The organism is Bacillus sp. 17RED48 (genome assembly GCF_019837545.1).
GTDB classification, from domain to species: domain Bacteria; phylum Bacillota; class Bacilli; order Bacillales; family Bacillaceae_G; genus Bacillus_A; species Bacillus_A wiedmannii.
The window spans coordinates 768,151-794,306 of the sequence record NZ_JADAXG010000003.1 but is presented as its reverse complement, the minus strand read 5'-3'; the positions used below and the strand labels follow the sequence as shown (position 1 = coordinate 794,306).

At 34.4% G+C, this 26,156-nt stretch carries 17 protein-coding genes, 1 pseudogene and 3 other annotated features; of the genes and pseudogenes, 3 read left to right on the top strand and 15 right to left on the bottom strand.

The window, feature by feature from the left end:
* Positions 1-148: 148 nt before the first annotated feature.
* The 4 genes from ILT06_RS16815 to ILT06_RS16800 form a co-directional block, all read right to left on the bottom strand.
* On the bottom strand, positions 149-1,096 hold the full coding sequence (locus tag ILT06_RS16815) for a PLP-dependent cysteine synthase family protein (protein WP_064475598.1): 948 nt from the start codon (positions 1,094-1,096) through the stop codon (positions 149-151).
* A gap of 166 nt (positions 1,097-1,262) precedes the next feature.
* On the bottom strand, positions 1,263-1,652 hold the full coding sequence (locus ILT06_RS16810; protein ID WP_064475599.1) for a VOC family protein: 390 nt from the start codon (positions 1,650-1,652) through the stop codon (positions 1,263-1,265).
* Positions 1,653-1,857: 205 nt separating this feature from the next.
* Positions 1,858-2,679 (bottom strand): MBL fold metallo-hydrolase, encoded by an 822-nt coding sequence (locus ILT06_RS16805; protein WP_064475600.1) that lies wholly within the window; start codon positions 2,677-2,679, stop codon positions 1,858-1,860.
* Positions 2,680-3,367: 688 nt separating this feature from the next.
* Positions 3,368-3,628: a hypothetical protein gene (locus ILT06_RS16800; RefSeq protein WP_001106983.1), complete on the bottom strand. Its 261-nt coding sequence runs from the start codon at positions 3,626-3,628 to the stop codon at positions 3,368-3,370.
* A gap of 217 nt (positions 3,629-3,845) precedes the next feature.
* Between ILT06_RS16800 and ILT06_RS16795 the strand changes: the two genes are divergently transcribed.
* Positions 3,846-4,673: a peptidoglycan-N-acetylglucosamine deacetylase gene (locus ILT06_RS16795; RefSeq protein WP_064475601.1), complete on the top strand. Its 828-nt coding sequence runs from the start codon at positions 3,846-3,848 to the stop codon at positions 4,671-4,673.
* A gap of 280 nt (positions 4,674-4,953) precedes the next feature.
* Positions 4,954-5,625, top strand: a complete 672-nt coding sequence (locus tag ILT06_RS16790; protein WP_075307552.1) for a TerC family protein — start codon at positions 4,954-4,956, stop codon at positions 5,623-5,625.
* 58 nt (positions 5,626-5,683) lie between these two features.
* Here the strand turns inward: ILT06_RS16790 and ltaS are convergent, their stop codons facing one another.
* Positions 5,684-7,657 carry a lipoteichoic acid synthase gene (ltaS, locus tag ILT06_RS16785; RefSeq protein WP_098101519.1) on the bottom strand — a complete coding sequence of 658 codons (1,974 nt, stop codon included), beginning with the start codon at positions 7,655-7,657 and terminating at the stop codon, positions 5,684-5,686.
* A 528-nt stretch (positions 7,658-8,185) separates the two neighbouring features.
* Positions 8,186-9,811 (bottom strand): ABC-F family ATP-binding cassette domain-containing protein, encoded by a 1,626-nt coding sequence (locus ILT06_RS16780; protein ID WP_000633871.1) that lies wholly within the window; start codon positions 9,809-9,811, stop codon positions 8,186-8,188.
* 164 nt (positions 9,812-9,975) lie between these two features.
* Here ILT06_RS16780 and ILT06_RS16775 point away from each other — a divergent pair.
* Positions 9,976-10,149: pseudogene (locus ILT06_RS16775) on the top strand (stress protein); the annotation flags it as partial.
* Positions 10,150-10,178: 29 nt separating this feature from the next.
* On the opposite strand, the gene ILT06_RS16770 reads toward ILT06_RS16775, so the two are convergent.
* The 9 genes from ILT06_RS16770 to ILT06_RS16730 all read right to left on the bottom strand — a co-directional run bounded on the left by ILT06_RS16770 (position 10,179) and on the right by ILT06_RS16730 (position 25,990).
* Positions 10,179-13,295 carry an MMPL family transporter gene (locus ILT06_RS16770; RefSeq protein WP_222655306.1) on the bottom strand — a complete coding sequence of 1,039 codons (3,117 nt, stop codon included), beginning with the start codon at positions 13,293-13,295 and terminating at the stop codon, positions 10,179-10,181.
* A gap of 244 nt (positions 13,296-13,539) precedes the next feature.
* The gene (locus ILT06_RS16765) at positions 13,540-14,106 is read right to left on the bottom strand and encodes a TetR/AcrR family transcriptional regulator (protein ID WP_001107298.1); all 567 of its coding nucleotides are present in this window, start codon (positions 14,104-14,106) and stop codon (positions 13,540-13,542) included.
* Positions 14,107-14,336: 230 nt separating this feature from the next.
* Positions 14,337-15,497 carry a GNAT family N-acetyltransferase gene (locus ILT06_RS16760; RefSeq protein ID WP_064475606.1) on the bottom strand — a complete coding sequence of 387 codons (1,161 nt, stop codon included), beginning with the start codon at positions 15,495-15,497 and terminating at the stop codon, positions 14,337-14,339.
* Positions 15,498-15,632: 135 nt separating this feature from the next.
* Positions 15,633-16,922, bottom strand: a complete 1,290-nt coding sequence (aroA, locus tag ILT06_RS16755) for a 3-phosphoshikimate 1-carboxyvinyltransferase (protein ID WP_000664596.1) — start codon at positions 16,920-16,922, stop codon at positions 15,633-15,635.
* 16 nt (positions 16,923-16,938) lie between these two features.
* A complete protein-coding gene (gene tyrA / locus ILT06_RS16750; protein WP_001228147.1) occupies positions 16,939-18,039 on the bottom strand; it encodes a prephenate dehydrogenase in 1,101 nt (366 codons plus the stop codon).
* Complete coding sequence (hisC, locus tag ILT06_RS16745; protein ID WP_154132048.1) at positions 18,032-19,132, bottom strand: histidinol-phosphate transaminase; 1,101 nt, start codon at positions 19,130-19,132, stop codon at positions 18,032-18,034. Before hisC ends, tyrA begins: the two co-directional genes overlap by 8 nt.
* 18 nt (positions 19,133-19,150) lie before the next feature.
* Complete coding sequence (aroC, locus tag ILT06_RS16740) at positions 19,151-20,323, bottom strand: chorismate synthase (RefSeq protein WP_001269422.1); 1,173 nt, start codon at positions 20,321-20,323, stop codon at positions 19,151-19,153.
* Between the two features lie 53 nt (positions 20,324-20,376).
* Positions 20,377-20,596: a binding site (T-box leader), on the bottom strand.
* Positions 20,597-20,605: 9 nt separating this feature from the next.
* A complete protein-coding gene (locus tag ILT06_RS16735) occupies positions 20,606-21,682 on the bottom strand; it encodes a bifunctional 3-deoxy-7-phosphoheptulonate synthase/chorismate mutase (protein ID WP_001273578.1) in 1,077 nt (358 codons plus the stop codon).
* A gap of 194 nt (positions 21,683-21,876) precedes the next feature.
* Positions 21,877-22,112, bottom strand: a binding site (T-box leader).
* 54 nt (positions 22,113-22,166) lie between these two features.
* Positions 22,167-22,403 (bottom strand) — a binding site (T-box leader).
* Between the two features lie 107 nt (positions 22,404-22,510).
* Entirely contained in the window at positions 22,511-25,990 is a 3,480-nt protein-coding gene (locus tag ILT06_RS16730; protein ID WP_181004175.1) for a DUF4020 domain-containing protein, read from the bottom strand.
* Between the last annotated feature and the right edge of the window lie 166 nt (positions 25,991-26,156).

Below are 26,156 nucleotides of genomic sequence, written 5' to 3'. Positions count from 1 at the left end.
ATACGGTATGTGAAATTTTATAGTTGCTATATATAACTAAAACAACCACGAAAAACCTGTACATTTTACATATACAGGTTTTCATTTCTTCAATTTCTCATATTGTAAGAAATAGAATATGATAGAACTTTTATTGGTCTGATTTTCTCTATATTTGTTGTAAGCTCTTTACATCTGACCACTCTTCTATAGACCCGGCGTCCGGAAAAACTGTAACTACATTAAAATTCGCACCTTTTTCTTTTCCAATTTGTTTAGCAGCTAATAAATTCGCTGCCGCAGACGTTCCTATTTTCATACCAGTTTCATTATAAAAACGTGCCATTTCATACAAGGTTTCTTCATATGAATATGTCCATTGTTTTTCTATCAAATTGTCTTCCTGTTCTATGAAATGTTGTTTCCTTCCTAGGCCGAATCCACCTGATCCTGCATATTTCTTTAAATCATTTGGTGGTTGTTCGGAACCATAAGGCAATTCAGCAGGCATTACTAAATGTAGCTCAGCTTTTTTTGTATAATTCTTTACTACTTTATAGACCCCCATTAGAGTTCCACCAGTACCAGCAGATGCTACCCATGCGTGTATTGGCTTTCCATTCATTTGTGTAATAATTTCTCGTCCTGTTCCTTCTATATGACTTAATAGATTTGCATTATTATAATGTTGGAATAAAAAGTATAACTCTGGTTTTTGTTTGCTAATCTCAATTGTCTTTTCAATTACTGCATAAAAACCCATACATTTATCAACTAAAATCACATTAGCTCCATAATGTTTAAGTTCATTTAGTAGTGATTTACCAGTTCCAGAACTTAAAACTAACGTGCATTGAACTCCTAAACAATAACAAATATAGCCAATTGATCTCGCTAAGCTTCCACCGCTATACTCTAAAATAGGTTGTTTTTTGTCCGCTTCTTGTAAATATTTATTAATCATTCCAAGTGCGGCTCTATCCTTAATCGATCCTGTAGGGTTGTGCCATTCACATTTAGCATAAACAGAAAGATCCTTCGTTTCTTCGCATTCTAATTTAATGAGAGGTGTATTCCCAACATTTTTAGCGAACTCATTAAAATGCTTTAATGTCATACTTCTATTCCTCCTACATAAATCATATTTATTTTTAGCTAAAATACTTTCTACATTTTCATAACTCTCTTGGCTAAATCTTTTTATATAAAAATCCCTACAAATGCTGTAGGGATTTATGACTAAATCATTTTGTTACACTCCATTACATACGAAAAGAGCTTCTTTATTCAAATGCGTTCATAAGCACAATTCTCCAACCATCTGGATCCTCTATTGTGGTCCCTTTCTCTATCCAATACGGATTTTCTGGTTCCACCTCATGATAGCCCATATTACTTAATCGATTCACTATTTTTTCAATTTCATCTTTATTTGGCATATAAAATACTAATAAATTATCTTTTGTCGGTGCCGGACATGGACTTCCATTAACGTGCGTTGTAAACTCTAAATGATACTCGGCATCCGGTACTCCAAACATAACCCCATCATATCCTTCATGATTGTGAAATTCTCCTATACGCTTTAACCCTAATCCTGTCTCATAAAAACCTATAACTTCTTCAAATTTATCTGTTGGTCTTGCAATTCTAAATTGAACCCAATTCTTCATGCAAATCTCCTCCTTTTCATTTTCCAAAGCTTTATAGTAATTATTATAAGTTACATATATTTCCTTTCATATCCCTCATTAGTGTGAGAACTACCTAAGTTGAAAGACCTATTAGTTTATAAATAGTAGGACTTTAGTATTAAATTCATATAAAAGTAGTTATATAAATATTGAGATGAAATAAATAGTTCTTCCTTATATTTTATTACGTATGAAAAAGTTCTCCTTGCAGGGCCTTTATATACCGATCAGCAGATCTTTGTACAGCCTTATTCGCATCTTCCACCACACCATGAAATGCATTATATAGTCGACTAAACTGGATATCTTTTACTTTCTCTGCCATATCTCTAACTTTATTCGCTGGTAATGGGATGAGATTTGGATAACTATACATAAAACTTACCCATTTTTGATCGGAAACTACTTGTATAATATCACCTGATAACAAAATTCCTTTCCCTTCGTTACCTTCTTTCCAATGCATAACAGTCCCGCCCTTAAAATGGCCTCCTAAACGATGCAATGTAAGTTCTTCCGATAATATCAAATGTTCCCCAGACCAAAATTTAATTTGTTTACTCGGGCGAACTACCCACTCTTTATCATCTTCATGAATATAGATAGGTACATTGAATGTTTCCGCCCATTTTACTTGTGTAGAGTAATAATGTGGATGAGAAAGTGCTATTGCTTGAATACCACCTAAATCATATATACTCTTGATCGTTTTATGATCTAAATAGCTAATGCAATCCCACATAACATGTAGAGTTTTACTTTGTATTAAAAATGCTGTTTGTCCAATTGCAAATTTAGGTTTTGTAGTAATGCTATACAAACCATTTTCTTCTTTTATTATTTCATTTTTGTATAAATTGCTATTTTGCATAGTTTCTAATGTTGTCCATGACTGCCCAATTGGATTCACATATTGCCTTTCCTCATTGCAAATATTACAACGGGAAGGTGCTTCTTTATTTTCGGGATACTGTACTCCACATGTAGTGCAAATATAATTAACCATATTCCCACTCCCTTTTTAAATTTAATTGTTCTTATACCAATATTTTAATAGAAAACAAAAATATTCGAATCAATAATTGGAATGAAAATGAAGTAATACGAAAGTATGATTAGCCCCCTTCCTTTTAACACTTTAGTCTAATTTCTTAAATTTTTTATTTGCTGCTTCGAAGAAAATAGAATTTTTAATATATTAAAACTTCCTAATATACTTAACCCTTTAATCGTTAAAAGAAAGAGCACATCTTCATAAAATAAATGAAGCAATTGAAAGATTTTGTTACAACTTTATCACTATAATACTTACTAATACACATCAGGGGGATAGTAGATTTAAATTAAGGAGAGAGTATAATAAAAATTGTAATTATACTGTACGAAGGATGTAATACAGAAAGCAGTAGCAACATAAAGTTTGTTGATAAAACTATCGGGTGAATTTAATTTGATGATTGAAGAGTTTGTAAAGATAAATGAATATTGATTTCAAGCTTCATTTTAGGGGAAATAAACATCACAAACTACATGTATTAAAAAGTAGCCTTAAGACAAAATTTAAATCCATGAAATATTTAAATGCATATACAATTTTATACAACCACTTTTTTTATAAAGTAAGGAAAGTGGTTGTATGTTTTAGAAAGTATTCTTTGTTACAAAATCACGTTACATATTTCATTAATCTAGACCTACTCATTTTCTTTTTTCTTCTTTTGTTCCTCAGATGGCTCTTCTGTTGGATCTGGTTCTTGTTCATCCTTTTTGTTTAACTCATTATTTTTTTCTTTAGCAGGATCTTGTTTTTCATTTTTTTCCTCCTGTCTTTGTTCAGAAGGTTCCTCCGTTGGATCTGGCTCCTTTTCGTCTTTTGGAGCTGGATTACAGCCAATTAATAATCCTACTGTAAATATGCTTGTCATAAATATTGAAAGCATTTTTTTATAATTCAATTAAAGCACCTCCTAAAATTAATATCCCTTGTATTGTTTCCAACTCATAATTAAAATTATCCAATTATTTGTGACGTTTCTTTCAAAATGACATCCCTTTAAAATCTTGCATATTTTCGAACAAACTTTTTTGCACTTGTAAAAAAGTTTTTTTGCAATTACCTCCCTATAATTGCTAATATAGTAGAGTAGAACTTTTATAGAGAGAAGGAAAATTATGCACAATGGAATTCGAATGACAACTTTAGTAAAAAGGGCTATGTTGATTTGCGCGGGGGTATTATTTACATACGAAGCGGCTTTAGGATCAGCACATATTGCTCTAGCAAGCACAGAGGATGAAGCAAAATCTGTTCAACTTGTAAGTGAAATTCAATCATCTCTTGCACCGAAAGAAGCTCCAAAACAATATAATGGGCAAGTTAGAAAAGTAGCTTACTTAACATTTGATGATGGTCCTGGAAAATACACAGCTGAGCTTTTAGATATGTTAAAGAAAGAAAATGCAAAAGCAACATTTTTCCTAATTGGTTCAAACGTAAAAGCTTTCCCTGACCTTGTAAAACGTGAAGATGCTGAAGGCCACTATGTTGGGATGCATAGTATGACTCATAACTACAAGAAACTTTACACAGAAGGTCGTTATGTAGATGAAATGAAGGAAGATCAAGGCTTAATCGCTGGTGTTCTAGGTAAATCACCAGTATTAACTCGTCCATCTTACGGCTCAATGCCAGGATTAAATGAAGCTCTTCGTAACAAAGTTGTTGAAAATGGGTTGAAAGTTTGGGATTGGACAATTGATTCTTTAGACTGGACATACAGCAAAATGCCTGTTGATGCTGCATCAGCTAAAATTGTACAAAACGTTGTAAATGGAGCTAACAAGCCAACAGAAGTAATTCTAATGCACGATATTCATCCACAATCCGTTAAAGCAGTACCAGGAATTATTAAAGGGCTGAAAGAAAAAGGATATGAATTAGAAAGTTATAGTGAGAACGAACACTTCCCATTAAACTTCTGGCACGATAATCGTATGTAATGAAAAAGACTCTATTTCCTCTAGTAGGTTATTGAGTCTTTTTTTATCGTTTTTGAAATTTCTTCTCGTATATTCGATTTCCCCCTCTTCCTTTATATCAATAGAAAATATAAATCACATTAATTTAGTAACATCACATGTTATTCTAAAAACGACTAGTACGAAATTAAAACATATATCAAAATACAGTAAGAAATTATAGATTGAATATACAAATTCAATCCTATTTTTTATATTATCAACACTTTAGCACATATTACTCTTAAGGAGTGATGTGTATATGGATTTTCTTTCAGCTGAATATTTGTCAGCCTTACTTGCCATCATTGTAATTGATTTAGTGTTAGCCGGTGATAATGCTATTGTAATTGGATTAGCAGCAAGACGATTACCGAAAGATCAACAAAAGAAAGTTATTATATGGGGAACTATCGGGGCAATCGCGATTAGAGCCCTCGCTACTTTAGTTGTCGTTTGGTTGTTAAAAATACCAGGGCTACTTCTAATTGGTGGTGTACTCCTTATATGGATCGCTTACAAATTAATTGCTGAAGGCAAAGATCATGACATTAAGGCAGAAGAAGGATTTTGGTCTGCTATTAAAACCATTATTATAGCTGATGCGTTAATGGGAATTGATAATGTTCTCGCTGTTGCCGGAGCTGCGCATGGCAATTTTTCTTTAGTCATCATCGGGCTATTAGTGTCCATTCCAGTAGTAGTATGGGGTAGTACATTAATTTTAAAATGGGTGGACCGATTCCCTGTCATCATTACAATTGGAGCAGCTGTTTTAGCTTATACTGCCGCGAAAATGATTGTAGATGAAAAATGGTTCGCTGGATTTTTCGAAAGTAATCCTTTCATAAAATGGGCATTTATCATTATTATCATTGCCGGTGTAGTATTCTTTGGAAAGATGAAACAAAAAACGAAAGATAATTCTATATAATGACAACGTTATATGTACAAACAAAAGCGCTACTCATAGGAGTAGCGCTCTTTAATATTTATTTCGTTTCCCCGTCTTCAGTCGTCTTTACCTTCGTTTTATTTTTATCACGATGGTTATAGTTATACTTTGAACGATCGACCGGTGTAAATCCTTCCGGTGTATAGAATCGTAATAAGTCACCGTTAACAACTTGGTCAGAGTATTTCAGTGATTTTTGAACCATTTGTTCATTTTGTTTTATTTCGTCTGTTAATTCTACAGATTCACCAGTAGCTGTATCATAGTATTTTCCATTCAGTGCAGTAACTGTTGGACTTACGAAGTTACCGTTACGGAATGGAACGACTTGTTTATGCTCTGGTGATAATAAATCTGATCCGAACTGGACATAATTTTTCGTATCTGTACCTAGTAAGTGTAATAGTGTCGGAAGAACATCAATTTCTCCGCCGTATTGATGTTGTACGCCACCCTTCATTCCTGGAACACGAATGATTAATGGTACACGTTGCAGTTGTGCATTTTCAAATGAGTTCATTTCTTTACCCATTATTTGAGACATTGCTGCGCCATGATTATCTGAAATACCGTAATGGTCACCGTACATAACGATAATTGAGTTATCGTATAAACCAGATTGTTTCAAGTAATCCATGAATCCTTTTACAGATTCATCTAAATAACGCGCTGTTTGGAAATACGTATCTACTGAAGAGTCACCTGTTTTAGCTGGTTCAATCGTCGCTTCCTCTTTATCAATTGGATAAGGGAAATGGTTCGATAACGTAATGAACTTCGTATAGAACGGTTGTTTCAATGTTTGTAATAACGGAATTGATTCATTAAAGAACGGTTTATCTTTTAATCCATAGTTTACTACATCTTTTTCATTCATATCATAGTATGACGCATCAAAGAATTTATTGAAACCAAATGATTTATAAATATCGTCACGGTTCCAGAACGTTTTGTAATTACCGTGGAATACAGCTGATGTGTATCCTTGTTGACCTAAAATAGCTGGTGCTGATTGATACGTGTTATGAGCTTTATTTGTAAAAACAGATCCTTGTGGTAATCCAAACATTGAGTTTTCTAACATGAACTCCGCATCAGATGTTTTACCTTGTCCTGTTTGATGGAAGAAGTTATCAAAGTATAACGTATTCGCATCTTTTGTAAATGAGTTTAAGAACGGTGTAACTTCTTGCCCATTTAATTTATAATCAATTAAAAAGTTTTGGAATGATTCTAAATGAATATAAATTACGTTCATTCCTTTTCCTTTACCAAAGTACTCAGGATTTGGACTTGCATATGTTGATGCAAGATAATTTCTAACCTCTGTCATATTATCTCCATCAGCTAACGCTCGTTCTGTTGATGCTTTCGCACTTTGAATGCCATCATAAATCGTATAGTTGTATGCCCCTAAATATTTCACAATATAATTACGGTCAAATGTTCTTGTTAATAATTCAGGACGATCGGATTCTGCAAGACCTAAATTAATGCTGAATAATAAAATACCTGCTACAAATACTAGTGATAATTTATGTTTCGCAACACGAATTGGTTTTGGACTTGCAAATTTTGTTGCGACTAAAGCAATTAAAATGATTGTATCTAAGAAATATAGTGGATCATAGACGTGTAGCAATGCAAAAATACTACCACCTAAATCTCCAAAGTTATTCGTTTGTGTTAATGTCGGGAACGTAATAAAGTCACTGAAAAAGCGATAATATACTACGTTTGCGTATAACAGTATAGACATTAACAAATTAATAACAATTAACCAAATGTAAGCACGTTTCCCCTTTGCGAATAATGCGAGCCCTAAAAATAAAACTGCTGAGCTTAACGGGTTGAAAAACAGTAAAAACTTTTGGATTGTGTTGGATATCCCTAAATTAAATTCTGTCACATATGCTGCGTATGTTTTTAACCAGAATAAAATAATGGCAAACACGAAAAATCCAAAGTGATTGCTTAACACTCGCTTACTCTTTAATAGTAATTGTTTCATCTCTCCACCTCTTTTGATCATCCAAGGCTTATTTTTTTATAAGTCTGTCTCTATTCAATTTTTATCTTCAAATAGATTTTGTTTGTTTAACTAAATGAAGAATATTAGTAATTATAATTTGAAGCTAGTATTTATTCAACTATTTCTTTCTAGACATTTTGACCTTGGTTTCTATTTAATAAAATAAATTTGTAACATTTTCTGTTTTCTCCCATGTCCCATCCACTAATTATGACACCACATACTATAAACTTTTATTCACTGCTTCGCAAATAAATATGTCTCCAGTTCTGGAACATTAATGTAATATAATGAATTTAACAATAGATAGCATTAGTTTTTTTGGTGTATATTACATCCCTTCATGAATTTCATAGTTTATTCATGCTGTAGCCATTTCTCTATATGCAACATCAAAATAACTTTCCACCGCTAAAGTTATTTCTGTATAATTATTCACAATTCATAAAAACAATGATTATAAAAAAACCTCGCTCTCATAAAGAGAGCGAGGTTTTTCATCATTTATTATTGACCTTTGTACATTGCATCTACTTGTTTTTGAAGTTCTTCATTTTCTAAGAACTCATCGTAAGTAGCCTCTTTATCAATTACACCGTTTGGCGTTACTTCGATAATGCGGTTTGCAATTGTTTGTACGAACTGATGGTCATGAGATGTGAATAACATTGTACCTTTGAATGCGATTAAACCGTTGTTTAATGCAGTGATAGACTCAAGGTCTAAGTGGTTCGTTGGATCATCAAGTGTGATTACGTTCGCACCACTTAACATCATTTTAGATAGCATACAACGAACTTTTTCGCCTCCAGATAATACAGAAACGTTCTTCTTAACTTCTTCACCTGAGAATAACATACGGCCTAAGAAACCACGTAAGAAGCTTTCTGACTCATCTTGTGGAGAGAATTGGCGTAACCAATCAACTAAGTTGGAGTCACTGTTCTCAAAGTATTTAGAGTTATCTCTTGGGAAGTAAGATTGAGATGTTGTAACGCCCCATTTGAATGAACCGCTATCTGGCTCCATTTCACCCATAAGGATTTTAAATAATGTTGTCATCGCAATATCGTTACGACCGATAAATGCAACTTTATCACCTTTATTTAAAGTGAAGTACACATTATCTAACACTTTTTCACCATCAATTGTTTTAGAAAGACCTTCAACAGTTAATAAGTCATTTCCTATTTCACGCTCAGGTGTAAAGCCAACAAATGGGTAACGACGTGACGATGGTCTAATATCATCTAATGTAATTTTATCTAATAATTTTTTACGAGAAGTTGCTTGTTTCGCTTTAGATGCGTTTGAGCTAAAGCGTGCAATGAAGTTTTGTAACTCTTTTACTTTCTCTTCTTTTTTCTTATTAGCATCTTGTGTTAATTTTAAAGCTAATTGGCTTGACTCATACCAGAAGTCATAGTTACCAACATAAAGTTGAATTTTACCGAAATCAAGATCAGCCATGTGCGTACAAACTTTATTTAAGAAGTGACGGTCATGGGATACAACGATTACTGTATTTTCAAAGTTCATTAAGAAGTTTTCTAACCATTGAATCGCTTTTAAGTCCAAGTGGTTGGTAGGCTCATCTAGTAATAGAATGTCAGGTTTACCAAATAATGCTTGAGCAAGTAATACTTTTACTTTCTCTGCACCAGTTAATTCTGACAATTTCTTATCATGAACATCTTCACCAATACCTAAACCTTTAAGAAGGATTGCAGCTTCTGATTCTGCTTCCCAACCGTTAAGCTCAGCGAACTCACCTTCAAGTTCAGCAGCACGCATACCATCTTCATCACTAAAGTCTTCTTTCATGTAAATGGCATTTTTCTCTTGCATTACTTTGTAAAGTTGCGTGTGACCCATAATTACTGTTTCTAATACTGGGAACTCTTCATATTCGAAGTGATTCTGTTTTAATACTGCTAGACGCTCACCTGGCGTAATATGTATATCACCTGTTGATTGTTCGATTTCACCAGATAAAATCTTTAGAAATGTTGATTTACCCGCACCGTTTGCTCCGATTAAACCGTAGCAGTTACCTGGCGTGAATTTTATGTTAACATCTTCAAATAATTTGCGATCCGCAAAACGCAAACTAACGTTACTTACTGTAATCATTTGTGTCCTCCTACTAATACCGCTTATTTCAGCGTTTTCTCACCGATTGTCTTAAAAAATCGCATATTACGACTCAATTATTGTAGACTATAGCTATTATATAGTAGAAGATGGATGAATAGCAACGGTTGATTGCTATTCATCCCTTTTCTACCTTGAATAAAAAGAAAGAAGACCTAGAAAAAGTTAAGAAATATTATGATGAATTAGGAAATTCTGCTCCTATGTTATTCTCTCATACACACGCAAAAGGCAATTTTCTTTTACAAATGAATGGAGATATGAAAGATGAAGAATTTGCAAAATATATAGACGTGATGGACAAGTTTATTAAATAAGAAAAATCCCCTTTTAAAAGGGGATTCTTTTATTTTCTTTTACTTAATTTCTTCGTATAATGCTTCATTTTACTCGTTAACCCTATTAATGCAGGTAACAATATTGGCATCACAATGATAGCTAATAGTAACAGTGCAACACCAACAACAGATGCTACTTGTATAAGTGTCAATACACCTGAAGGGATTAATGCAGCAAATGTACCACCTAAAATAAGTGCCGCTGATAATACGACTCCTCCTATGTGACGAGATACATTTACAATTTTCGTTGCGGGGTCCCCTTCTAGCTCATTGTATCGCATCATTACAAAAATGCTATAATCCACACCTAAAGCGACAATCATAATAAAACTAAAGAATGGTACATTCCAGCTTAATGACTCTACATTTAGTAAGTGTGCACTAATTTGTTCACTTATGCCAAGTGATGCAAAATAAGCTAATATTAAAGATCCAATAATGAAGATTGTATTTAAAAATGACCGTGTAATAATGAGTAATACAATCGCAATTCCAATTAACATAATTGTAGCTGTACGTAAGAAATCTTGGCCTGTTACTTCTTTTAAATCAACATTTCTAGCTGTTGTGCCGCCGATTGCTTTTTTCACCGATTTTAATTCTGTACCATTTAACGTACCGTCTATCGTTTTATTAATTTCTTCAATGATTGGCATTGCTTCTTTTGAATACGGATTTACGTCTAAAATGATTGTCATTTTAGCAGTCTTTCTATCTTGTGACATGTACGTATTCAATGCTTTTTGGAAATCTTCCCCCTCTAAAACTTCTTTTGGTATATAAAATTTCGCAGAGCTTTTTGATTCATTTAGTTCTCCTAAATATTTTTGAGCATCTCCTAGTCCGTTACTTACCTTTTCAAGCCCTTCTGTACTTTTAGATAATCCTGATTGTAATTGCCCCATCTGTTCTTGCAAGTCTTTCAGCCCGGTTAATAACTGGCCTTGCCCATCATTTATTTTTGTTAATCCGGTTTGTAACTCAGATGACTTGTTCGCAATTTGTTTTGAGCCTGAAGCACCTTCATTTAATCCATTTTTAAGATCAGCTGCTCCTTTTTGTAACTTAGTAACTCCATCGCTCATTTCTTTTAAGCCGTTATCCACTTTCGATAACGATTGATTTGCTTCTTTAAATGAACCCATCGCCGCTTTATGTTGCGTTGCTAATTGGTTTAATTCATTTGAAAGCCCACCTAATTGCTTTTGAGCCTCTTTAGCGATCCCTATCGTTTGCAGTATGTTCGGATCATTTGCTAATTCTGGTTTCGTTTGAATGAAATTGGTCATTAATATGTCAATTTGTTCATAGCCTTTTTTCGCCCCATCAATCGCTTGAGAAATACTTCCGAAGTATTGATCGTAGGAACTTAAACCTTTTTCTAACTGCGAATAACCAGCATGAAGTTGTGACGTTGCATTAGATAGAACATTTATATTTTCATTTACTGAGGTTAATCCACTCTCAATTCGCTGCGCACCTTGTGCTCCGTTGTTTATACCACTTGAAAGTTGATTTAAAGCTGTTCCTAATGCTGTTACACCATTTTTCGCTTCCGTTGTTCCATCAATTAATTTTTGAACGTTTGCAAGACTATTTGAATCTTTACTACCCATTTTATCTTTTGCAGTAGTTAATCCATCATTAATTTCATTTATACCACCATTCGCATCTCCTAAACCTGTATTCAGTTCTCCCGCTTGTTTATTTATATATAGTTCTTTTATCCTTTCACCGGTTGGACGCGTCGGTGAATATACTTCTGAAACACCTTTCACTTTCAAAATCTTATCAGTTAGTTCGTCTAAAGTTTGCAGCGAACTCGCCTCATCTAACTTGTTATCTGATTGAATGACTAACGTACTTGGTGAAGAGAAACCAGGTGGAAAATGCTCTTCTATTACGTTAATCCCCATTTTCGACTCATATTTATTATCTACTTCAAATAAATCATTGTAATTTAATGTGTTAGAGTATTTCATTACGAAAGGAATCGATATCACAAATACGATGATTAAAGCTGCGAATGGTCTTACTACTGAGTTTTTCGCAAGAAATCCCCATAAACGACTATCCTCATGACCTTTAAATGTTTTAACTGGATAAAACATTCCTTTTCCTAAAAGCACCATAAAAAATGGATTTAACGTAGTTAATACGAGTAATAATACTGCGACACCAATTGCTACCGCTGAAGTAGATTGATATAATTTAAAACTCGCTAAAGCAAGAGATGCAAAACCAATTAGTACTGCTATCCCACTATATAAAACGGTTTTCCCTGCTGATTTAAACGTTTCTTTCGTAGCCAAAAATGAATTCTCTTGTTTACTTAATTCTTCTTTAAATCTTGTATATAATAAAATGTTATAGTCTGTTCCAACCCCAAACAGGACAACGACTACAAACACTTGTGTAAAGTTAGAAAACGGAAAATTAAATTGATCTACTAAATGGGCAATAATCCCCATTGAAACTAAATATGATACACCAACAGTAAGAAGAGAAACAATCGGAACAATTGGCGAACGAAATACAATGATTAATACAACTAGAATGAAAATGATAGAAATAACTTCTGTCTTCTTCACTCCCTCTTGAGAGGAAGTAAGAAAATCACCAGCTATTAAATCACTTCCTGTTAAGTACGTTTTTACCCCTTTCGTTTGCACTTTTTTATGAAGCCCATTTGCAACTTTTGATATTTCACCATTTTTTTTATCTACTGAGATTTGCGTTAAAATGGTCGTATTGTCTTTAGATATCAACTGTTTTTCCAAATCTTTATTATCTAAATGTGAAACAACTTCCTTAATTCCTAATTGCTCTTTTTCATTTTGTAAAGCATGGATTGTTTTTACGATTTCCTCTTTTTGCTCAGTTGTTAAAGCTGTTTTACTTCCACTATTAAAAACAGCTATAATTTCATACTTTTCAGTCCCGTCTTTATCCATCTCTTTTATCATCTTGTCAGCAATACTACTTTGTTCTGTATTAGGAATCGTAATGTGCCCTTTTTCTTTCACTAATTTATCCATATTAGGCATCGTTACGATCATTGCAATAGTAATAACTATCCATAATAGAAAAGATAAACTTCTCCAATTTTTCAGCTTACTCATTTTAATCATCTCCCATTTTGAAAATTAAAAGGGAATGAATATTCATTCCTATCCTTTTAAAAATACTTTTTTCGGAATGAACGTTCATTCCTATCATTATATTACATTATTTTTTAAACTTTATTAAACTACCTTTTCCGGAATGAATGTTCATTCCTGTTGTTACACAAATATCCTCTCCTACTCTCATGTTTTAAATCTATTCAGGAATGAATATTCATTCCTATACTTATTAGCTATAGAATCAAATGATTCTAATAGCGTTCCAAGAACTTTCTTCCAATTCTTTTACTAATTCTTTTGAGTATTCTAATTGCCCTGTTGCAATTACCTTCGTTAGTTTTTCTAGCGGTTGATATACAATAATAATTAAAGCAACTGGAGGCAATGGACGAAGAAAACCTTTTGCGATTCCATCTTCAATAATATTCATAAAGAAGCCTATAAAATCTTCAAATATTTTCTTACTTTGTTCATCAAGAAAATAACTATCACAGTGAGAATTTGTAAATAAAAAAGCATCCACATTGTTTCTCGCAAATTCAAATAAACGGTTGTACGTATGACTAAACTGTTCACGAATATTTGCTTCAACAGGAAAATCCGTTTTTATCATTTCAGAAAGCTCTAACATACTTTTTGAAAATAATGAGTTAACAAGTGCCTCTTTATTTTCAAAATAGCGATAAATAGTACCCGCACCGACTTTTGCCTTTTCAGCAATCATTGGAATTGTCGTACCATCGTAACCACGCTCTGCGAAAAGTTTCATCGCAGCATCAAAAATATCCTCTTGTTTGTTTTTAGCCATTTTTTCCACCTCTATTTTCAGGAATGAAAATTCATTCCGTTTTTAATTATAAATTACATGGATTAAAAGTCAAGTGCGTGACCAGTATCGGTTCGGTTTTTAATCCCTTGTTTGTGAAAAAATTATATCAGCGATTTTCAAGATATATCGATTTACCGACAAAAACTGACAGTGTAATTTGAAGCCGTCCCAAAATTTTATTTGGGACAGCTCAATTTCCTATTTATAACTTAAAAGAAATCATAAATAAATGCTTTACGTACTGGAACTATATTCTCAAACGCTCGTATTTCCTCTTCACTTCCGCTAATTAATTCTAGTTCATTAAGTTGTAACGGACGTTTGTATCCAAACATTATTGTAGATAATGCATTTATATCTAGACTAATTCCTTTATCCTTTATTTCTTCTTCTATAATTGTTATTTCATGATTTGCAAGCCTCACTGTAACGTTATTCCACGGTGCAAATGAATCTGTAATATGTAAAATCACTTCTTGCTGTGCATTGTTCCAATTCAACTCATATTGTTTTAAGAACTGCTCCACATCTACAATTCTGCCCATAAAATATGGCTTTATTTCTGCTTTCACGCGTGGCTCTTGCAGTGTATATAATAACGGTTCGTTTTCAATTACTGTCATTTCAAGTTCTTTAATCATAGAATCATGCTGACAAATAAAGTTCCACAGACCATTTCGCGCTTCATTATGCAGTGGAACAAATTCTTCTACTGTCATTTTATAGTTTTCTATTTTATATAGCATGTAGCCAGCTGCCGTTTTATTTTTATCGTAATAAATCGCTAATGTTAAATCATCATAAACAGCTTGTAACCACCATTTTTCATCGCGAACTAGCATACCGGAAAAATGTTCTGCAAATGTTTCATAAATCTTTTCGACCTCTTCTGGGTGATTTTCTTTATTGAAACGTTTCACAGTACCATTTACTTGTTTTTTCATAACTAAATCACTCTTTGTCATATGACATACAAAGAGATTCGCACAAAGTTCCCAGCCGTATTTACGGTAAAATGAAACAGCAAATGGATGTAGCATTGATACTGTATATCCGTCATTTTTCATCGTTTGAAGTGAGTGTTGAAGTAATTCTTTTACATATCCGCTTCTTCTATACTCTGGATACGTCGCTACCCCTGCAACGCCTCCCATTTTAAATTTCTCTTTGCCTATGTATATATGAAACGGAATAAGATGCAGTTTTGCTGCTACATCTTCACCTTCCATAATACCGTATATTTCATGACTTTCTTTCATCTTTGTAAGTTGTTGCTGCAATCGTTCCCCATCAACTTTATATTGAAAAGCGTATTCCGATAAGCGTAATGCTTCTCTAAATCTATCTTCTTTTAATTGTATAACGTTCATCTATTTCTCCTCCATTCCTTGTTTGAATTGTACCATAATTCTCAATATTCTGGTGCGGTGAATGAAATTATATGGACTTAACGACACGAATCCAATATAAAAAGCAGATACATCCGGTATCTGCTTTTTATTACTTTATTTTGCTAACTTTTGAAGTTCTTCGAAGAATGTAGGATATGATACGCCTACTGCTTCTGCGTCTTCAATTGTTGTTTTTCCTTCTGCTAGACAGCCCGCAATTGCAAGCATCATTCCAATGCGGTGATCACCGTAACTATTTACTGTATTGCCTTTTAGTGCTGATTTCCCGTAAATAATCATGCCGTCATCAGTTGCTTCTATGCGAGCTCCTAGTTTCGTTAACTCCGCAACGACTGTATCGATACGGTTTGTTTCTTTTACTTTTAATTCGTGCGCATCTTTAATTACTGTAATTCCTTCTGCTTGCGTTGCTGCTAAGGCGATAACAGGAATTTCATCGATTAATCTTGGGATAATATCTCCGCCAATTTCGATTCCTTTTAATGAAGATGTTTCAATTGTAATATTTGCAGCTGGTTCTGATGCTCCTTCGTTAATTGGCTCTACAGTGAACGTAGCACCCATTTTCTCTAAAACATCAATGATCCCTGTACGAGTTGGATTCATCCCTACATTTTGTAATACTAGTTTACTATTTGGAATGGTTGCGCCCGCTACTAAGAAGAATGCTGCTGACGATACGTCACCTGGCACTTGAACGTCTGTTGCTGTTAACTTTTGTCCACCTGCAAGTTTCACTGTTTTTCCCTCACGAATTACTTTAACTCCAAAGGCTTCAAGCATTCTTTCCGTATGATCGCGTGAAATATGTGGTTCTGTAACAGCTGTTACACCTTCTGCTCGAAGTCCTGCAAGTAAAATAGCTGACTTTACTTGCGCACTTGCTACAGGTGAAGTGTATTCAATTGCTTTTAAATCTCCACCACGTATTGTTAACGGTGTAAACGTCCCTTCTTCACGGCCATCAATGTTTGCACCCATTTGTTTTAATGGATTTGTAACACGTTTCATCGGTCTTTTTGCGATAGATGCATCACCTTGTACGCAAGAGAAAAATGGTGTATTTGCCAAAATTCCTGACATTAAACGGATTGTTGTACCAGAATTACCAACATCTAATACAGCTTTCGGTTCTTGTAAGCCTTCTAATCCTTTACCAACTACAGTGACTTCATCACCGTTTTGCACGATTTCTACTCCCATTTCTTTAAAGCAAGAAATTGTACTTAAACAGTCTGCACCGGGCAAGAAACCTTTAATCGTTGTTTTTCCTTCTGCAATCGCGCCGAACATGACAGCGCGGTGTGAAATGGATTTATCTCCTGGAATTGTAATAATACCATTTAATCCGTTATTAACAGGTTCTATTGTTCTTTCCTTCATGTTTTCACCTTCTCATTTAAATTGTTTCATAAGTTTGGTATTTTTCTTCTCCAAGCGCTAGCTTTGCTTTCATACGATCTTCTTCTCTTTGGAAGCTAATACGTAATACCCCAAGCAACCCTTCACGCGCTTCTAATATTTGCAAGTTCGTAATACTAATTTCTTCGCGTGCCAAAATACTCGTAATATGAGCCAATGCCCCTACTTTATCTAAAACATCGACGTATAAGTCGTGATAGGCAGGAATTGCCCCTCTCTTTCGTACTGGTAAAGAGTCACGGTATTCTTTCGCGTCTGCAAAATAGGTTTGAATCTCGCCTGCATCTCCAGTAGAAACTGTGTCATATAAATCTTCCATTTCAGAGATCCACTCTTTTAATAATACCATTAAATGCTCGCGATTTTGCTTAACAATATCACTCCACATTTTTGGGCTACTAGATGCGATACGTGTAATATCTTTAAACCCTCCCGCAGCTAGTTGATGAATGAGCGGATTATCTCCTGCATGTTTCTCCACTTGCTTTACTAATCCAGCTGCGATAAGATGCGGAAAATGACTAACGATCCCTGTTACATAATCATGTTCCTCTGTATTTAGAACGAGAAAATGAGATCCTGTTCCTTGTAACCAACGCTTTAGTTCTTCCACATGTTCATTTGGCACATGATTCATCGGCGTTAAAATATAAAATGCATTTTCAAATAAATGTGCTTTTGCACTTTCAACTCCCGTTTTATGAGAACCTGCCATCGGATGTCCACCAATGAAAGAAACTTCCTTTGAAAATAAAGCTTCCGCTTCATTCATGATCGTCCCTTTTGTACTACCAACATCTGTTACAATAACATCTTCCCGTAAATGAAATGACGCTAATTTGTGTAATAACTTCTTCGTTTCTTCAACTGGAGAAGCAAACACAATTAAATGTGCCTCTTCACATGCATGCTGTAAATCTACTGCTACTTCATCTACTACGTGTAATTCTTTTGCACGCTCTACTTGTTCTTGAAATATATCATAACCTGTTATCGTTACATCGTGCTCTTTCTTAATTGCTAATGCGAGAGAGCCTCCTATTAAACCTGTTCCAATTAATACTACCTTTTTACGCATTTGCCTCATCTCGAGACTTTCTTTTTTTATTTTCAAAGTGTTGTTTTAACACTGAAATCACTCCTTCATTTTGCTCCCTTGTTCCGACTGTAATACGGACACCATTCGGGAACGGACGTATAATAAACCCTGCGTGTGCACAAGCTTCATAAATCTCTCCAGCATTCTCAACTGGCAAGAAGATGAAATTGGTTTGCGATGGATAAAATGGAATTTCATTTTCCTTACAAAAGCTCTCGTATTTTTGTAATCCCTCTGTATTCACACGAACTATTTCTTCAATAAACTCATTATCACCAAAAGCAATCGTCGCTGCTTTTTGCGCTAATGAAGATACGTTAAATGGCAAACGTACGACATTTAATTTCTCGATTAACTCTTCTTGTCCAATCGCATATCCAACGCGGAAAGAAGCTAATCCGTACGCTTTAGAAAATGTTCTAAGTACAAGAATATTTTTATGTTTTTCTAAAAGCGGTAATGTCTCCGGGAAATCTTTTGCTGTTACGTATTCATAGTACGCTTCATCAATGACAATTAACGTATTTTCACTAATACCTTCAATAAATCGAGTCAAATTTCGATCATTCACATATGTGCCTGTCGGGTTGTTCGGATTACAAATCCATACGATTTTCGTATTATTATTTATTGCTGACGAAATTTCGTCTAAATCGTATACACCGTTATTTAAAGGGATTTCTTTCACTTCACAACCTTCAATAATTGCATGATGACGGTACTGCGGGAATGTTGCACCAGCCGTTACGATGTTATCTCCTGCTTTAAGTACTGCACGGCTTATTATTTGAATGACTTCGTCTAAACCACTACCGCAAAGTATTTGTTCCATTTGGACATGTAACTTATCTGCAATTGTTTGACGGAGCGTTGTAGCACCTCCGTCAGGATATAAAGCATGTTCCAACCACGATTTTTGCAACTCATCTAAAACACGTGGTGAACAGCCGAACGGATTTTCATTTGATGCTAATTTCACAAATGAATGATCTCCGTATACTTCTTTCATTTGTTCAGGTGATTTACCTGGTTTATATGGTTGTAATGATGATAGCTGATCTTTTACTTGCATGTTAAAACCACCTTTTTATTAAAATTCTTTTGCGTATTTGTTATGTTGCGTAATGTTTTGCTGAATTAAATCCATACGATCTTTTCCGAATTGTTCGACTAGTGCATGTGCAAGTTCCCATGCTACAACAGATTCAGCTACTACACCTGCTGCTGGTACTGCACAACTATCAGATCTTTCAATACTCGCTTGGAATGCTTCTTTCGTATCAATGTCAACACTTGCTAACGGTTTATATAATGTAGGTATTGGCTTCATAACACCTCTTACGACAATTGGCATTCCTGTTGTCATACCGCCTTCTAAACCACCGGCATTATTCGTTTTTCTCGTGTATCCATTTTCTTCATCCCATAATATTTCATCGTGCACTTTACTTCCTGGCTGTCTTGCTGCTTCAAAACCAACGCCAATTTCAGCACCTTTAAATGCATTAATACTCATAATTGCACCAGCAAGTTTTGCATCTAATTTACGATCGTAATGAACGTAACTACCAACGCCAATTGGCATACCTTCTGCAATGACTTCAACAATACCGCCGATTGAATCCCCACTACTTTTAGCGTTATCTATCGCATCCATCATCTCTTGTTCTACTTCTTTATCTAAACATCGAACTGGTGAATTTTCAGTAATCGTTTGAATTTCTTCTATTGGTAAGTTTGAAATTCGTTTCGCTTGTACCCCACCAATTTCAAGAACATGCCCTGCAATTTCTACGCCTAATTCTTTCAAAATTTGTTTCGCAACTGCACCAGCAGCTACACGAACTGTTGTTTCTCTTGCAGATGAGCGCTCTAGTACGTTTCTTATATCACGATGTCCATATTTAATTGCGCCGTTTAAATCCGCATGTCCTGGACGTGGTTTTGTAATTGTACGTTTCATATCTTTACTTTCTTTTTCCGAAATTGGCTCTGCACCCATTACTTTCGTCCAATGTTTGAAATCATCATTTTTAACGATTAACGTTATTGGTGAGCCAAGTGTCATCCCATGACGAACACCACTTACAATTTCAACTGTATCAGTTTCTATTTGCATGCGTCTTCCGCGTCCGTGCCCTTTTTGTCTTCTTAATAATTCTTTATTAATATGTTCCGCTGTTAATGTTAAACCTGCTGGTACACCTTCTAAAATAACTGTTAACTGCGGTCCATGTGATTCTCCAGCTGTAATGTATCTCATTTCTCTTGCCCCTTTACTATTTTTTTGTACAAAAAAGTCCCTACTGAGCGCTCAGTAGGGACGATGTTTATCGCGGTACCACCCTAGTTGTAGACAACTATCGTCTACCTCTCTTCTTCTGTAACGATCGTTTGACCGTCTTTCCCTCCAAAAGTTGGCGGAAAAGATGCTCCAAGGCTGTAATTCATGCTTATCTTTGTACTGATTCACACCGACCATCAGCTCTCTTTAACAGTGAGATAAGCACTACTGTTTCCTCTTCAGCGCATATATGATATGGAATTAAGATAATTTATTTTTGAAACCTTTTAACTCATCCATGAATCTATGGAATTCTGGAATATCCATTTGTTGTGCAGAATCTGATAATGCAACCGCTGGGTCTGGGTGTACTTCAGCCATTACTGCATCTGCGCCAATTGCAAGTGCTGCTTTCGCTGTTGGTAATAATAAATCTCTGCGTCCAGTTGAATGCGTTACGTCAACGATTACTGGTAAATGTGTTTCTTTCTTTAAAATCGGTACTGCTGAAATGTCTAATGTGTTACGTGTCGCTCTTTCGTATGTGCGGATACCACGCTCACATAGAATAATTTGGTCGTTACCTTGTGCAATGATGTACTCAGCTGCGTTAATGAACTCATCAATTGTTGCTGCTAATCCACGTTTTAGTAATACTGGCTTGTTAACTTTACCTACAGCTCGTAATAAATCGAAGTTTTGCATGTTACGTGCGCCAACTTGAATGACATCAACGTAGTCTAGCGCCATTTCAACATCGTTCGGATTTAAGATTTCACTAATGATCGCTAAGTCGAACTCATCTGCTACTTGGCGTAAAATTTGTAATCCTTCTACTCCTAAACCTTGGAAATCGTATGGAGATGTTCTCGGTTTGAAAGCACCACCGCGCATTAATTTTAGACCTTGGTCTTTCATCGCTTGCCCTACTTGGCGAACTTGCTCTAAGCTTTCTACCGCACAAGGTCCCATGATGAACGTTTGTGTTCCATTTCCAATCAATTCACCTTTTACATTAACGATTGTGTTTTCTTGTTTCTTTTTACGTGATACTAGTAATGCTTTACGGTTATCATCTTCTTGTAATTCTAAGCTAGCTTTGAAGATTGTTTTGAAAATGTGTTGAACTGTTGACGTTTCGAATGGTCCTTCGTTATGCTCTGCGATCATGTCAAGTACTTCACGCTCACGTACTGGATCAAAACGTTTCGTACCTTGTACTTGCTTCTGTTCCCCAATTTTTTGAACGATTTCACCACGTTTGTTTAAAAGGTGTAATAGTTGTAAGTTAATTTCATCTACCTGTTTACGTAATTGATCTAATTCATGATTTGCCATTTGGAAATCCTCCTCTAATGTTTTAAAAGTATAGTAAGAGAATGAAAAATTCTCTATTTTCTGAACTGATAAATTATACAAATTTTAAGTGGAATCGATACCTCTTCTTATTTTAAACGAATATTTACTATAAGGACACTATCGACTAGATAAAAACCCACTTTTTTGTACAAAAAATCCCTACTGATCCAATCAGTAGGGACGATATTTATCGCGGTACCACCCTAGTTGTAGACTTCTTTCGTCTACCTCTCTTCATTGTTAACGATCATCTGACCGTCTTTCCCTTCATAAAGACAATACTATCTTTATTACGAAAAAGATGCTCTAGGACTGTAATTCGCTCTTGTTTTTGTACTGGTTCACACCAACCACCAGCTCTCTGTTACAGGGAAACAACAACTACTGCTTTTCCTTTCAACGCATATATATTTAATTTTCAAGTTGGACCACTAAAATACAAAAAGTCCCTACTGAATAAATCAGTAGGGACGATATTTATCGCGGTACCACCCTAGTTGTAGACTAACTTTCCGTCTACCTCTCTTCACTGTTAACGATCAATTGACCGCTTTTTCTTCATAAAGACAATACTATCTTTACTACGAAAAAGATGCTCCAAGACTGTAATTCATGATTATCCCTGTACTGGTTCACACCAACCACCAGCTCTCTGTTACAGTAAGACTAACCACTACTGTGATCTCTTCATTGCACTTTGTTTATTCAAATGTTTTTGAAATTGAATAAGTATGATTCGTATTATAGAACGCTTTTCAAAACACTGTCAACAACTTTTTATATTTTTTTTAAAATTCCACTTCCGTCCTACATTTCTTCTTGTAAATTCTCCATAACAATTCCGATGCGAATTATCTCATTATCTATTGCATTTAATACATATTTTTCTACTCCATACTGGATTAATATTTCTTTTATTTGAATAATTTCAGTTTCAAGTAAATCAGCTTCCTGAAGCGTTTGTAGTAAAGTGAAAAATACATTTGCATACAATTCTTTATACATTTTTATACTCTCTGTCTTTTCAAGTATTTCATTAAACAACTGTTTTAACTCCGTTTGATTCCCTTTTCCAAGCACATCTGAAAATGTTTTTATTATAGATAATCCTCTTTCTACTATTTCATCCATAAATAAAATAATACGCAAAAGCATTACATATTCTCTAGCTGTGATTTCACCCATTTTCGGTCGCTCCCGCAAAAATACACTGAGCCAAGATGCCCAAAATTTTTGTTGTTCTTTTGCACTTAGCGTTTTTACGTAATAGCATAAAAACTGCATAAATTTAATTTTATTTTCTTCATTTTCTTGTATAAGTAACGGGTATAACCAATCTGTTTTTTGCTCCCAATACAGTACACATTTAATAAATACAAAACTGAGCCATTTCAAGAAAGATTCCCTCGTATGCGGATGTAATACTTCCAAATGTTCTACTGCATACTTAATAAATCGTTTCATTTCTGTAAATAAAGGTAAATTGATTTGCGTGTAACATAAGCCTGCCCATGCATATTTCGTAATCTCATTTTCTTTCTTTAAATCTAAGCACGGTAACAAATATTTTCGGCACCATTGCTTCTCAATATGATAAAGAAATGTAATATCTGCTACTAAACGAGCTAACATAAAATTTGTCCGTTCTTTACTAACTCTTACTTGTTCTTCAAATAAAAATAAATATTCATATACATTACGATCGTATAAATGATCATATGATAACAATTTTAATAATACAGCTGTCATTTTCCCAACAGGATGCTGGATGGATTCATTGTAAAAGTCTTGTTTTCCAAGCTTAAAATCTGTATCACTTTTCATTACTTGAGGGAATACCGAAAAAGCAAAACGTTTCACACTGCGTATACTAGTTTCCTCTAACTCTTCTAATCGATTACTAATTTCATATAGAAAGCTACTAATTAACCAATGAAAAGCAGTATTTCTAACAAATTTCTGTAATAGCGGAATTACTTTTTGGATTTGTTCATTTGTCAATCCTCGGTTATTTCGCCACTCTCTAATACAAACAAACCATACTTCATTACTTATTTCGTGCATACCAACTAATTGATAGGCAAATGAAATACTCCATTCTGTATTCAACTTACATGCTTTCGATAACATCTCTAAAAAATGGCGTTGTTCAAAAACACCATCTTGAGAAAATTGACGAACTTGCTTCATAATTTCATCGTCTTTCAACTGCAATAATCCATCAGCAGTTACATTACAAGTAATACTTTGATCTACCGTCTCTTTCTTTTGTACACTATATCGATCAGAATGAAAGTGAGGATGTTTTTGCTGCATTAACTCATAACCTTTTGCTGTAGATGGACTATTCGAATCACAAGTGAATAATAAATCTAAAACTAAACAAGCATCAAATGCTCTCTCCTCTGCAAGGTCCTTCAATACAATTTGAATAACCTCTTCCTTTGTTTTTTCTAAAGAGAGTGCGAAATAATTTTTTATAAGTTGAAAAACTTCGTGTTTATACGTGACATCTAAAAGAAGTCCTTCCTGTAACAACCATTTCATTTTGGCATCGGCACTAACGAATATATTTTTATTCATCGCATCAATTGCAATTCGGTTCTGAAGCATGCTGTTTGCTTCTATCATTTCTGTAATATAATAATTTGCTTTTTTTTCATTATTTTCACACAAATAGGCTAAACACTCTTTTACAATTTGAATTAAAAATGCAAGATCATTTTGCTGAAACTCTTTTTCAACATTTTCCTTATCCTTTTTTTTCAGTGCCGTTTGTCGTAGTGATAACATTCGCATCTTCTCTATTCCCATCGTCATAATTGGTACGGCGTAATAGGAAATATGAGGTTTCATCTTCTCATTCCAAATTTGCTCCACATAAGAAAATGTAGACACTGGTAAACGACTCGATTCCTCAAGTTCTATTGATTCTTGTGTATCATTTCCCCATTTTCTCTCCCGCTTTAACTTAAGCTTTCCATCCAAAATAAACGTTAGTAATAATAAAGCAATCTCTTTATGCTCAGGAAAAGAACATTTTTGAAGTAAGTAAGAAATTTTTTCAATTGATTTACTATCTTTTTCAGCTGTTTCTAGTAAAAGAAGTGTCCATCTTGCAAACAACAACGGGTCCATTTTAATTTTCGTTTCGTTTAAGTAGCTACAAATTGTTCTCCATAATAACGGTGATAGTTTAGAATGATTTTTAAAAATTAATTGAAATAATTCTTTTTGATGACTAAAAAGAAATTGTTCCACCAACCATTCTGCAAGTAATTCATCTACCTCATTATCGTTTGATGTAACTAAAAATAAATTTTGTAATTTCCCTTCTGCTTCAAGCCATTCCACCCATTCATAATCATGAGCAAATTCAACAAAGTAGCGGACTGTTTCAATTTTTTTTATGGATTGTTTTATGTATGATAATTGTTCCTGCTCTACTGACGGTGGAACTGTTACTATGTCACGAATCCGCATTCGTTTTGTAATATAATTATCTCCCATTAATTCCGCCCATCGCTTCACTGCTTTAACAAGAGATTGATGATTATTACCTTTATTCGGGTATACAATCGGCCGTATTCCTAAATGCTCCCAATGGTACGTATTTTCCCCTTGCGCAACAAATGCATAACGCCTTGTACTTGGTGGTAAACCAGTTGCTAAATATTTCATTACTGGGTCATTATGGCTATATCCAACGAATAAAACGGTATAATTCGAGAATAAATCAACTAAAAATCTTCTTGCCCATCCTTCCGTCAAGTAAGCCCTTCCAAAATCACCATCTGTTAATATTAATGCTTCTTTCTCTTGTTCTATATTGCCATGTATGTAAGCGAGTCCTTTAAACGCTCTACCTGTAGGTAACGCAGGTGCGTAATATACGTTAAATTCTCTATTCATTTCTTTCATCGCAGTTGTAAAATGCCGATCAAAATTTGTCGTTACAATGCGGACTTCCGTATCTAAAGGAAACAATCTCGGAATCGCATAATGAAGCGGATTCGGCTTTGATTTTTCAATATGAACTAAATCTCTTGCAACTTGATGTATATCTTTTGTTTTCGCAATTTTACCAAGATAATAATCATGAGGTTCTGTTATTTCACGCGTTTCTACATATAACGTTTTCGCAATCTCATCAACTAGATCATCAAAATTCGGTAAGTTTGATTTCCCTTTCATAGAAACTCCCGCTCCAACAAATAGTACTAACTTTCCTTGTTCAAGATGATCAATTAACTCCTCTGGAATTTCTACTTCTGAAGTAATCCACATCATGGATTCCCCCTTACCTAAAAATGTCATATACTCTCATTTTACTATAACATTTTTTCTTTGTTTTTTTAATATTTAGACAAAATTCGAACGTGAAAAAGTTTTATGTAAATATATTTGTTACAATGTATGAACTCCTAAATTTATTGTAAAACTATGTATAAAT